We start from the raw sequence: 12,131 nt of genomic DNA, 5'->3' as shown, positions 1-12,131 counted from the left end.
CGAGGCCTGAACGGAGGGCGGAGCGCTACATGCGGGGCCGGGCGAGGAAGGCGATCATCTGGTCGCGGACCCGCAGGATATGCGCCTCCAGCAGATCCCTGGCCCGCGTCCGGTCGCCGCCCTCCAGCGCGTCGACCACGGCGCGGTGCTCCGCGACGGCCATGTCCAGCCGGGAGGCGGTGATCGGCGCCTCCATGCCGGCCCGGGTCACATGAAGGCTCAGATGCAGATCGTCGTGGAGCTCCAGCAGCATGGGGAGGCTGCCAAGACGGACGAGCTCGCGGTGGAAACGGGCGTCGTTCTCCCGGAACTCCCCATAGCGGCTGGGGTCCTCCAGGGACAGCCGGGCCAGCTCCGCCGCCTCGTCCACGAGCTCCCGCAGCCGGGCCGGGACCTGGCGGTCCGTGCGCTCGGCGAACAGCCGCAGGCTATGCGACTCCAGCATCAGCCGCAGCTCGAAGAGCTCGTACAGGCTCGACAGGGAGGGTATGGCGACGGTGAAGCCGACCGAGGCGTCGTACGCCAGCAGACCGCGCTCGTAGAGCCGGCCGACCGCGCTGCGCACCGGGGTGCGGCTCATGCCGAGGCGGCGGGCGAACTCCCGCACCGGAACGGCCTGGCCGGGCGCCGGGTTCTCCTTGGTCAGCCACTCCACGATCGCCGTGCGGGCCCGGGTCTCCAGGCTCTCGGCGGGGCCGGGCTCCGGAGCCGGTGACTCCGCCTCGCGGGCCCCCGCCGCTCGCGGTCGGATCATGCCGCCTCCCCTGTTCCCACTCCCGAACGATGTGCCACCCCTATGGTATGCCGCTGGTAGACCGGGCGTCTGCGGGTCGGCGGAGGCAAAGAAATACTCCTGCGAGGGGGGTTGACGCTCCATCAGGCCGCCAACAAACTCATGGCATACCACCGACATGCCCCTTGAAGCATCCGCCCAGAGCCTGCTGCACGGGAACATCGGCTCGGCCGTCCCGTATCACGACGGCGTGAGGCGCGGTGGATCGGTCCGCACTGGAATGCCATCTGGAATGCCAACCGGAATCCCACCCCGTGGACTCTCTGGAGCGTGGAGATGACTCCCGAACGTACCCCCGGGGCCACCCGGTACCGCGCCGCCACTCTCGATCGACGCGCCCTGCTGCGCGCCGGTGTCGGCATGCTGGCGGTGGCCGGCCTGCCCGGCTGCGGATTCTTCGAGACGGATGCCGACAACGGCGAGTCGGAGGGGAAGAAGGGCAAGGAGGCGCCCTCGCTGAAGAAGCGGGTCGACGCGGGCGACCTGCCCCCGGTGGCCGAGCGCCTGCCCGACAAGCCCCGCGAGGTGACACCGCTGGAGAAGACCGGTGTCTACGGCGGCACCTGGCATTCGGCGATGCTCACCCAGGAGGACATGAACTGGCTGCGCTACAGCATGGGATACGAGCCGCTGGTGCGCTGGGCGCCCGAGTGGCGGGGAGTGGCCCGTACGGAGATCCTGCCGAACGTCTGCGAGAAGTACGAAGTGCGCGGCGGCGGCAGGGAGTTCGTCTTCCATCTGCGCAAGGGCCTGAAGTGGTCCGACGGTAAGCCCGTCACCACCGATGACTTCGCCTTCGCCTTCGCCGACTTCAACGCCGACAAGGAGATGCACACCGCGGGCGTCTATGAGCTGTGGCTGTCGAAGTCCGGCCGCCCCGCCCGTTTCGAGAAGGTCGACGACCTCACCGTGCGCTATGTGTACGAGGAGCCCAAGGCCGGCTTCCTGGAGGAGATCGCCGGCACCTCCGGTGTGACGATGGTGCTGCCCGCCCACTATCTGAAGAAGTTCCACGCGGGGCACAACGACGGCGCCCAGGCCCTGGCCAAGAAGGCGGGCCAGAACAGCTGGATCGACTACATGGTCATCCAGGCGGACCCCTGGGCCAACCCGGACCTGCCCACCCTCAACCCGTGGGTGGCCAGAAACGCGGTCGGCAAGGGCAGCAGCGTGATCGCCGAGCGCAACCCCTACTACTGGCAGGTGGACCCGGACGGCAGCCAGCTGCCGTATATCGACAAGGTCATCGTCGATGTGGTGCAGGACGTCGAGGTCGAGGTGTTGAAGGTGTCCAATGGCGACCTCGGCATGCAGCTCTACAACTTCGGCACGGTCCGCAACAAGCCGGTGGTCGCCCGCAACCGGAGCAAGGGCGGCTACGAACTGATCGAGATCGCCCCGGACCTGGTGAACACCATGATCATCGGCTTTAACCAGACCCACCCCGACAAGGCCAAGCGCGCGCTGTTCGCCACCAAGGACTTCCGGATCGGCCTGTCGTACGCGATCAACCGCCAGAAGATCATCGACACCTTCTACGGCGGTCAGGGCCGCCCCTGGCAGTGCGCCCCGCTCCCCGGCAACGAACTCTTCGACGAGGAACTGGGCAGCCAGTACACCGAGTACGACATCGACAAGGCCAACGAGGCCCTGGACCGGGCCGGGCTGACCCGGCGCGGCGGCGACGGCATCAGACGCACCGCGGACGGCGCCCCCGTCACGTTCAATGTGCTGGTCATCTCCGATATGCCCGACCATGTGGACGCGCTCGACCTGATCCGCACCGACTGGAAGAAGGTCGGGGTCGACGCCAATATCCAGCGGGTCGCGGAGACGCTGTACTGGGAGCGCGTCGAGGCCGGCGCGTCGGAGGCCGCCACCTGGGCCGGGGGCCCCTTCGACCTGCGCACCGGCCCGGGCGGGGACCACTACTACCTGCCCACCAACCCCCGTGGTTCCTCACGCTACGGCGGCGCCTGGGCCAGGTGGTACACCCGCAACGGGAAGGACGGCGAAAGGCCGCCCGCCGAGATCGAAAAGCAGCTGGATCTCTTCGACCAGATGCGGTTCACCTTCGATTCGGATCGGGCGCTCGCCCTCGCCCGGCGGGTCCTGGCCATCACCAAGGACCAGTTCTACTACCTCGGCATCTCCACCCCGCCCGCCGAATACGGCATCGTCAAGAAGAACGTCCACAACGTGCCCAGGAAGTTCAGCGGGGCCGTGATACACCAGGCGCCGGGGCCCAGCAATCCCTCGACGTACTTCATCTCCGGCAAGGCGTGACGGACCGCCGACATGCTGTCCTTCCTCACCCGCCGACTGCTGCTGATGGTCCTGACCCTCTGGGCCGTCTCGCTCGCCTCGTTCTTCATCATCAGCCTGCCGCCCGGCGACTATGTCGCGACCCTCCAGGCCGAGGCGGAGAACCGCGGCGAGCTCATGAGCGACGCGGAACTGATCGGGCTGCGCCAGCGGTACGGACTCGATCAGCCATTCCTTGCCCAGTACTGGAAGTGGATCTCGAACATCCTCTTCCATGGCGACTTCGGACAGGCCTTCGCCTGGAACAACCGCCCGGTCTCGGATCTGATCTGGGACCGGGTCGGCCTGTCCTTCTTCCTCTCCCTGTCCACGCTGCTGCTGGTGTGGGCGGTCGCCTTCCCGATCGGCATCTACTCCGCCGTACGGCAGTACTCGGCCGGTGACTATCTCGCCACCTTCCTCGGCTTCATCGGGATGGCCGTCCCCGAATTCCTGCTCGCGCTCGTCCTCATGTGGGTCGGGATGCGCTACTTCGGCCAGAGCCCCGGTGGGCTGTTCTCGCCCGAGTACCAGGACGCCGCCTGGAACCTGGGCAAGCTGCTGGACCTGATGGGCCACCTATGGCTGCCGATCCTCATCATCGGCATGTCCGGGACGGCCGGGCTGATCCGCACCACCCGCGCCAATCTGCTGGACGAGCTCTACAAGCCTTACGTCGTGGCGGCCCGCGCCAAGGGCATGCCGGAGTGGAAACTCCTGCTCAAATACCCGGTGCGGATGTCGCTCTCCCCGTTCTTCAGCACCGTCGGATGGCTGCTGCCCGGCCTGATCAGCGGCGAGACCATCATCTCCATCGTGATGAGCCTGCCCACCACCGGGCCGCTGCTGCTGAGCGGAGTGGAGAACCAGGACATGTACCTGGTCGGCAGCTTCGTGCTGATCCTCTCCACACTCACCGTCATCGGGACCCTGGTGAGCGACCTCGTACTCGCCTGGTGGGATCCCAGGATCCGGCATCGCTACGAGGGCGGGGGCGGGTGAGGGCCCATGTCGAGGCGAACCAAGCACGCCACACCGGGCGCCGACGGCCGCGCTCCGGAACCCGGCCGCGCCTCCCCATGGCGCCTGGTGTGGCGGAAGTTCCGCAGACACAAGCTGGCGGTGGCCGGGGCGGTCGTCGTGCTGTGCGCCTATCTCGTCGTCGCCTTCGCCGAATTCCTGGCCCCCGGGTCCCCGAGCGCCGCCGACGAGCGTCATACCTACGCTCCGCCGCAGATCGTGAAGGTGGACTTCAGCTGGGACGACGGCCTCCAGCTGTACGTCAACGGCTTCCGCACCGAACGCGATCCGGAGACCTTCGAGCAGATCCACACCATCGACCACGACAAGCGCATCCCGCTGCGGCTCTTCGCCCGCGGAGACGACTACCGCCTGTGGGGGATCATCCCGTGGGACCGGCACCTCATCGGCCCCGCGGACCCCGGCCAGAAGGTGTATCTCCTGGGCACCGACCGGGCCGGCCGCGATCTGCTGTCCCGGATCATCCACGGCTCACGGGTCTCGCTCTCCATCGGCCTCATCGGCGTCGCCGTCAGCTTTCTGCTGGGACTCCTCTTCGGCGGGATCTCCGGCTACTTCGGGGGCGCGGCCGACACCGTCATCCAGCGCATCATCGAATTCCTGATGGCCATCCCCACCCTGCCGCTCTGGCTCGCCCTCTCCGCCGCCGTGCCCCCCGACTGGGGTCCGCTGATGCGGTACTTCGCGATCACCACCATCCTGTCGGTGATCGGCTGGACGGGCCTGGCGCGGGTCGTGCGCGGCCGGTTCCTCTCCCTGCGCGAGGAGGACTTCGTGATCGCCGCCCGCCTCGACGGCTGCGGGCGCGGCCGGATCATCTTCCGTCACATGGTGCCGTCCATGTCCAGCCATGTCATCGCCTCGCTCACCATGGCCGTACCGGCGATGATCCTCGGCGAGACCGCGATGAGTTTCCTCGGCCTCGGCCTCCAGTCCCCGGCCGTCAGCTGGGGCGTGCTGCTCCAGGAAGCCCAGAACGTCCGCACGGTGGAGACCGCGCCATGGCTGCTGCTCCCCGGGGTGGCGGTCGTCATCACCGTCCTTGCCATGAACTTCGTCGGCGACGGGCTGCGGGACGCCGCCGACCCGTACAAGAGTTAGGAGCGCTCGTGGTGGCAGCCGCCGAGACGATCCTCGAGATCAGGGACCTGCGCACCCATTTCGAGCTCGAGGACGGAGTGGTACGGGCCGTCGACGGCGTGGACCTGGATATCCGGCGCGGCGAGGTGGTCGCGGTCGTCGGCGAGTCCGGCTGCGGCAAGAGCGTCATGGCCCGCTCCGTGCTGCGGCTGGTCGACCGGCCCGGCCGTATCGTCGGCGGTCAGGTCCGGGTCCGCACGGACACCGGGTGGGCCGATGTGCTGACCGCCGACGGCCGCACCGTGCGGTCCATCCGCGGCGCGCGCGTCGCCATGGTCTTCCAGGAGCCCATGACGTCCATGAGCCCGATGCACACCCTCGGCGACCAGATCGCCGAGGCCATCCTGCTGCACGAACCGGTCACCAAGGCCGAGGCCCGCGCGCGGACCGTCGAACTCCTCGGCCGGGTCGGCATCCCCGCCCCCGAACGGCGCATCGACGAATACCCCTTCCAGATGAGCGGCGGCATGCTCCAGCGCGCCATGATCGCGATGGCCCTCTCCTGCGGCCCCGAACTGCTCATCGCCGATGAACCGACCACCGCGCTCGACGTCACCACACAGGCCCAGATCCTCGATCTGCTGCGCTCCCTCCAGCGGGACACGGGCATGGCGCTCATGCTCATCACCCACGACCTCGGGGTCGCGGCACAGCTGGCCGACCGTATCGCCGTGATGTATCTGGGCACGGTCGTCGAACACGGCGACCTCGCGGACGTGTTCCGCCGGCCCGGCCATCCGTACACCAAGGCCCTGCTGCGATCCGTGCCCCGGCTCGGCGCCCGGCCCCGGGAACGGCTGCGGCCCGTACGCGGCATGGTGCCGCCGCCCTCCCGGCGCCCGGACGGCTGTCCGTTCCATCCGCGCTGCGAGGAGTTCATGGCCGGGCGCTGCGATGTGACGGTGCCGCCGCCGATCACCGGCCCCGAGGCCGCGCGCGCCGTGAGGTGCCTGCTGTACGAGGAGACCCGCGCATGACCACACAGCCGGGCCCCACCCTCCTGGGGGTCCACGGCCTGACCAAACACTTCCCCATCCGCCGCGGGCTGCTCGGCCGCACCGTCGGCCACGTACGCGCCGTCGACGGCATCGACCTGCGTATGCCGGCGGGTCGCACCGTCGCGCTGGTCGGGGAGTCAGGCTGCGGCAAGAGCACCCTGGGCCGCTGTCTGCTCAGGGTCCACGAGCCCACCTCCGGGCAGATCCGCTACCACCCGCGCGGTGGCGGCGACCCCGTCGACCTGGCGGCGCTCGGCGAGCGGGCCCTCAAGCCGTACCGCAACGAGATCCGGCTCGTCTTCCAGGACCCGTACGCCTCGCTCAACCCGCGGATGACCCTGCTCCAGATCGTCGGCGAACCCCTCAGGGCCAACCTCGGACTGCGGACCGCCGAGATCGAGGAGCGGGTCGCCGAACTGCTGCGCCGCGTCGGCCTGCCCCCCGAGTATCTGCGCCGCTACCCCAACGCCTTCAGCGGAGGCCAGCGGCAGCGCGTCGGCATCGCCCGGGCGCTGGCGCCCGGGCCCCGGCTGGTGGTCGCCGACGAGGCGGTGAGCGCGCTGGACGTGTCAGTGCGCGCCCAGATCCTCAATCTGCTGAAGGACCTCCAGGAGGAGTCAGACCTCACCTACCTCTTCATCTCGCACGACCTGGGCGTGGTGGAGTACATGGCCGACGAGGTGGCCGTGATGTACGTGGGCAAGGTGATCGAGACCGGCGCCACCGACGATCTGTACGAGCGGCCCCTGCACCCCTACACCGAGGCACTGCTGTCTGCCGTCCCCGACCCGGACCCGGGCGCGCGCCGCCGTGAGCGCATCGTGCTGCGCGGCGAGGTGGCCGACCCGTCGCGGGTGCCGCCCGGCTGCCCGTTCCACCCGCGCTGCCGCTACGCCCAGGACCCCTGCCGCACCGAGGTGCCCGCCCTGCGCGAGGTGGCGCCGGGCCGGGCGGTGTCCTGCCACTTCGCCGCAGGGCTCAACCTGAAAGGAGTGCACGGCACATGAGCGACCCGCGGTTCGACGGTGTCGTACGGCTCTCGGCGCACGACGGGAGGGTGCGCGAGGCGCTGCTGCCGGTGGCCCACCCCGGCGACAGCCACGCCGCCAATCTCCTGGAACTCGACGACGGCGATCTGCTGTGCACCTGGTTCAACGGCCCGCAGGAGGGCGACCGGGACACCAATGTCGTCCTCTCGCGGCTGCCCCTCGGATCCGACCGCTGGACCACCCCGGTGCCGCTGTCCGCCGACCCCGGCCGCTCCGAGCAGAACCCGGTGCTCACCCAGCGGCCCGACGGCACCGTCTGGCTCTTCCACCCGTCCAACGAACCCCACGACCAGACCACCGCCCGCCTGATCGCCCGTACGTCCGCAGACCGGGGCCGCGCCTGGAGCCCGCCACGCGTCCTGCTGGAGGGGCCCGGTGTCTTCGTCCGCAATCCGCCGCTGACCCTCGACGACGGCACCTGGCTGCTGCCCGGCTACCGGTGCCGGCGCTCGGGGGAGCGCAGCACCGTGCTGCTCAGCGAGGACGGGGGCGGGAGCTGGAAGGAGCACGAACTGCCCGGAGCCGAACACCTGGTGCAGCTGACCGCCGTGCCACGGGACGACGGGTCGCTGTTCGCGATGTTCCGCAGCCGCGCGGCGGACCGTATCCACGCCTCCGAGTCGACCGACGGTGGCCGCACCTGGACACCGCCGACCAGGACCGTGCTGCCCAACAACAACTCCGCCGTCCAGCTCATCCGGCTGCGCGGCGGGGCACTGGCGCTGGTCTACAACCACGCGAGCCTGGAGCGCGGTGAGTACCGCTGGGTCGGGGAGGGCGCCGGGCGGCGGAAGAAGGCCCTGCGCACCCCGCTCACGCTCGCCCTGTCCGACGACGGCGGCCGCACCTGGCCCCATCGGCGCGATGTGCAGACCGCCGACACGGAGTACTGGGACAACGAGTACGGCTACTCCTACCCCAGCGTCATCCAGACCCGGGACGGGCTGCTGCACATCGCCTACTCCTATCTGCGCAAGACCATCAAACACCTGACGGTGACGGAGGACTGGGCCCGGGACGGCCGCCCGTGACGGCGCGCGGCGTCGAGCGGTGGGACGTGTACGAACTGCGGCTGACCGGGCCATCAACCGGAAACCCGTACCGGGACGTGGTGTTCGGCGCCGACTTCCGCCACCGCCACCGTGTTGTGAGCGTCGACGGCTTCTACGACGGCCAAGGGGTGTACCGGGTCCGCTTCATGCCCGACCGGACCGGGCCGTGGACGTACACCACGCGCTCCGACACCGCCGAACTGGACGGGCACAGCGGTGAGTTGATGTGCGTGGCGGCCGGACCAGGCAACCACGGACCCGTCCGGGTCGCGGGTCCCCGGCGCTTCCGATACGCCGACGGCACCCCGTACGAGCCGTTCGGCACCACCTGCTACCACTGGACCCACGACGAGGACGAGGAGTTGGAGGAGCTGACCCTGCGCACCCTCGCCGCCTCGCCGTTCAACAAGGTCCGCATGTGCCTGCTGCCCACCCGGGCCATGAACCCGCCCCGCCTGCCCTTCCCCGGCCGCACCCCCGGCGCCCTGGACACGGCCCGCTTCGAACCCGCCTTCTTCGCCCACTTCGAGCGGCGCGTACGCGACCTGCGCGACCTGGGCATCGAGGCGGACATCATCCTCTTCCACCCCTACGACCAGGGCCACTGGGGCGTCGACAACATGACCCGCGAGGAGGACCTCTCCCTGGTCCGCCACGCCCTCGCCCGCCTCGCCGCGTACCGCAACGTGTGGTGGTCCATCGCCAACGAGTACGACTTCAACACCGCCAAGACCACCGAGGACTGGGACCGCATCGGCCAGTACGTACAGCGCCACGACCCCTACCAGCACCCACGGTCGATCCACAACGGCACCCGCATGTACGAGTACGAGCGCAGCTACGACTTCACCAAGCCCTGGACCACCCACCAGTCCATCCAGCACTGGGACGCCGCCCAGACCTCGCGGTGGCTGGCCGGCTGCCCCAAGCCCGTGGTCCTCGACGAGATCGGCTACGAGGGGAAGCTCGGCCGCCGCTGGGGCAACCTCACCGGGCGCGCGCTGGTGCGCCAGTTCTGGCACGGCGTGAGCGCGGGCGGCCACGTCGGCCACGGCGAGTGCTACCCCGAGCAGGACCCCGACCACGCGGCCTGGATCTCGCGCGGCGGCCGGCTGCACGGCGACAGCCCGCCGAGGATCGCCTTCCTGCGCCGGCTGCGGGAGGAAGGGCCCGAGGACACCTATGTCTACTTCGGCGACCGGCGCCACGCCCACCGCGACATCGACCTCCCCGACACCGGGGCGCCCTGGCGCCTCGACCTCGTCGACACCTGGGAGATGACCGTGACCCCGCTGCCCGGGGTCCATCGCGGACGGGTCCGCGTCCCGTTGGACCGCCGCCCCGACCTGGCACTGCGCCTGCGGAGGGCGATATGACAGGCCCTGAGCGTGGCCCCGTCCGCGTCCACGGAACGCGTTTCCGGTACGCGGACGGCACCCCCTTCCACCCCTGGACCACCGCCGTCCCCGAGGCCGACCCCGACACCCTCCGCGCCCTGGCGGCCTCCCCCTTCAACCGGGTCCGGCTCACCGCATCGGCCGCGCTCTCCCTCGACCGGCTCGACCAGCAGATCGGCGCCCTGGGCGCCATCGGTGTGCAGGCCGAGGTGATGCTGCACGGCCGCGACATCCCGGATACGGTGGAACGCCTCGCCGGGCACCCCAACGTATGGTGGTGCGCCCCGGAGGACCCCGAGGCGCAGACCGACGTCCAGGAGTACGACCGCGGCCACCACCCGCTCACCGTGCACGGCGGTGTCCACACGGACTTCGGCGTCCCCTGGATCACCCACGCCTCCCTCCGCCACCAGCAGGTACGGGCCGTCTCACGGCTCACCGGGGATCTGTGCAAGCCGGTGCTCATCGACGACTGCGGTGCGGAGGGGGACGACCCGGAACCCGATGCCGCGCTGTCGGCCGAGGAACTGGTGTTCCGCGTCTGGGAAGGGGTGTGCCGGGGCGGCTACGTCGCCCACGGCGAGGCGTACGGGCCACGCCCCTGGAAGGACCACGGCGGCCGGCTGCGCGGTTCGAGCGCGCCCCGCGTCGCCTTCCTGCGCTCGATCCTCGACGAGGCGCCGCAGGGCCTCGCGCACACCCCCGAGACGTACGACGCCTCGACCCTGGAGGCGCCGGGGGAGTACTGGCTGCAGTACCTCGGCCCGCACCGCTATCCGCGCCGCCCCTTCGAACTGCCCGGTGGCCCCTGTCGGGTGGATGTCATCGACACCTGGAACATGACCGTGCGCACCCTCGACTCCACGCACACCGGGAGCTTCGAGGTGGAACTCCCGGCGGAGCCGTACCTCGCGTTACGGATCCGCCGGGCCTTACCTGCTGGTGTCACCAGTCCTTGCCGGACGCCGCCTGCGATGTGATGTAGGCCGGGATGTCCTTGGCCTCGGTCACCTTCAGCGCCGAGCGCACCGCGAGGCCGTCCTTGAGCACATGCTGGCGGAACACCATGTACAGCGGGAGGTCCCAGTACTCGGTCTCCTCGTAGCCCTTCACGACGGCGTTGTCCCCCCAGAAGACGCCCGAGGTGTCCACGCCGGCCAGCCCCGGGATCGCCTCACCGAACGCGGCCTGGGCGGCGTCGGACCTGAGCGCCGGTTTCATGCCGTACCGGGCGAGTTCGGTCTGCGCCTCCTGCGACACCAGCCACTTCACGACCTCGAGGGCCTGCCTGCGCTTGCCCGACTGGGGCGGCACGAACGCGGCGATGGTGTTCGGCTGGTACACCGACCGCGAGTCCCCGCCCAGCACGGGGAGGGAGGTGACGCCGAGGTCGATGTTCTTCGCCAGCTCGCGCCACTCGTCGGCGTCGTCCTCGGGGAGGTAGAGCGGGCTCAGGGCGTAGGCGCTGAGCTTCCAGAGGCTGTCCACGGCCATCGCCACATGCCCGGTCAGCAGGAAGTCGTCGACGGTGGTGAAGATGTTGTGCGGCAGGAGCAGAAAGCGCTCCAGGTTGTCGCCGAGCCGGTTCCAGCCCGCCGAGGTGATGTTCACCTCGATGTCCTCGGGCGCCGGATTCTCGCTGCCGGTGGGCAGGAAGGGGTAGAGCCCGAGCTGGTTGAACTCCAGGTAGAGGTCGGGATGCTGGAGGTAGCCCTTGTATGCCACCAGGTCCTGCTCGAACGTCAGCTTCTTGGCGAGGCGGTACGCCTGGTCGTACGTCATGCCGTTCGCCGGGGTCCTGACCCCGCGCAGATCGAAGATCTTCTTGTTGTGGAACAGGACGTACTCGTCGACGAACAGCGGGACGCCGTACACCCCGCCGTCCGAACGGGACTTGACCAGCTCGACCGCAGCCCGGTTCAGCGAGCCGAGGTCGATGCCCTGGGCCGTGAGGTCGTCGCTGAGGTCCCGTACCCAGCCCCGGGGCTCCAGGTCGCGGTCGATGCGTCTGCGCGGGTCCTCCAGGATGATGTCGGGCACCACGCCGGCCTTGTCCAGGTCCTCGTAGCGGATGGGGAAGTCCCAGGTGACCGCCTTGATCTTCAGGTCGGGGAACGCGGCCCTGAGCTTGTCGCCGATGATCGCGTCGAAGAAGCCCGGGTTCTCGAAGGGCTTGTAGTTGGCCATGAAGACGAACAGTTCGTCGTCGCAGACCTCGAACGGCTTGTTGTAGCGGTTCGGGATCTGGACGCAGGTGGACGCGCCCGACGACGCGGAGGCGGCCGTGGGGCGCACCCGCGTCGGAGCAGCCGGCGTGGCCGCGGCGGTGCCGGTCAGGGCCGCGGTGCCGGCCACCG

The 12,131-nt window shown here is 69.8% G+C and carries 10 protein-coding genes; 8 read left to right on the top strand and 2 right to left on the bottom strand.

Going from position 1 to position 12,131, the window contains the following annotated elements; genetic code table 11:
• Positions 1 to 25 precede the first annotated feature (25 nt).
• Positions 26 to 754: a GntR family transcriptional regulator gene (locus ACWDSL_RS12915; RefSeq protein WP_450484633.1), complete on the bottom strand. Its 729-nt coding sequence runs from the start codon at positions 752 to 754 to the stop codon at positions 26 to 28.
• Positions 755 to 1,069: 315 nt separating this feature from the next.
• Between ACWDSL_RS12915 and ACWDSL_RS12910 the strand changes: the two genes are divergently transcribed.
• Genes ACWDSL_RS12910 through ACWDSL_RS12875 form a run of 8 tightly spaced genes read left to right on the top strand, consistent with a single transcriptional unit; the run spans position 1,070 to position 10,754 of the window.
• On the top strand, positions 1,070 to 3,079 hold the full coding sequence (locus ACWDSL_RS12910; protein ID WP_450484631.1) for an ABC transporter substrate-binding protein: 2,010 nt from the start codon (positions 1,070 to 1,072) through the stop codon (positions 3,077 to 3,079).
• A gap of 12 nt (positions 3,080 to 3,091) precedes the next feature.
• Entirely contained in the window at positions 3,092 to 4,099 is a 1,008-nt protein-coding gene (locus tag ACWDSL_RS12905; RefSeq protein ID WP_450484629.1) for an ABC transporter permease, read from the top strand.
• A 6-nt stretch (positions 4,100 to 4,105) separates the two neighbouring features.
• A complete protein-coding gene (locus ACWDSL_RS12900) occupies positions 4,106 to 5,239 on the top strand; it encodes an ABC transporter permease (RefSeq protein ID WP_450484627.1) in 1,134 nt (377 codons plus the stop codon).
• Between the two features lie 11 nt (positions 5,240 to 5,250).
• Positions 5,251 to 6,255, top strand: coding sequence for an ABC transporter ATP-binding protein (locus ACWDSL_RS12895; protein WP_450484625.1), 1,005 nt, complete (start codon positions 5,251 to 5,253; stop codon positions 6,253 to 6,255).
• Positions 6,252 to 7,283: an ABC transporter ATP-binding protein gene (locus tag ACWDSL_RS12890; RefSeq protein WP_450484623.1), complete on the top strand. Its 1,032-nt coding sequence runs from the start codon at positions 6,252 to 6,254 to the stop codon at positions 7,281 to 7,283. Before ACWDSL_RS12895 ends, ACWDSL_RS12890 begins: the two co-directional genes overlap by 4 nt.
• On the top strand, positions 7,280 to 8,356 hold the full coding sequence (locus ACWDSL_RS12885; RefSeq protein WP_450484621.1) for a sialidase family protein: 1,077 nt from the start codon (positions 7,280 to 7,282) through the stop codon (positions 8,354 to 8,356). Before ACWDSL_RS12890 ends, ACWDSL_RS12885 begins: the two co-directional genes overlap by 4 nt.
• On the top strand, positions 8,353 to 9,753 hold the full coding sequence (locus ACWDSL_RS12880; protein WP_450484619.1) for a DUF5060 domain-containing protein: 1,401 nt from the start codon (positions 8,353 to 8,355) through the stop codon (positions 9,751 to 9,753). The genes ACWDSL_RS12885 and ACWDSL_RS12880 overlap by 4 nt, the downstream gene beginning before the upstream one ends.
• Positions 9,750 to 10,754: a DUF5605 domain-containing protein gene (locus tag ACWDSL_RS12875; RefSeq protein WP_450484617.1), complete on the top strand. Its 1,005-nt coding sequence runs from the start codon at positions 9,750 to 9,752 to the stop codon at positions 10,752 to 10,754. The genes ACWDSL_RS12880 and ACWDSL_RS12875 overlap by 4 nt, the downstream gene beginning before the upstream one ends.
• Here the strand turns inward: ACWDSL_RS12875 and ACWDSL_RS12870 are convergent.
• A partial coding sequence (locus tag ACWDSL_RS12870) for an ABC transporter substrate-binding protein (protein ID WP_450484615.1) occupies positions 10,720 to 12,131 on the bottom strand: 1,412 nt, incomplete at its 5' end. The two genes, ACWDSL_RS12875 and ACWDSL_RS12870, sit on opposite strands and share 35 nt — an antisense overlap.

The sequence above is a fragment of the Streptomyces sp. NPDC000941 genome, assembly GCF_053599555.1.
The sequence above is the reverse complement of the archived record's forward strand: the minus strand, read 5'-3'. Positions and strand labels throughout refer to the sequence as shown.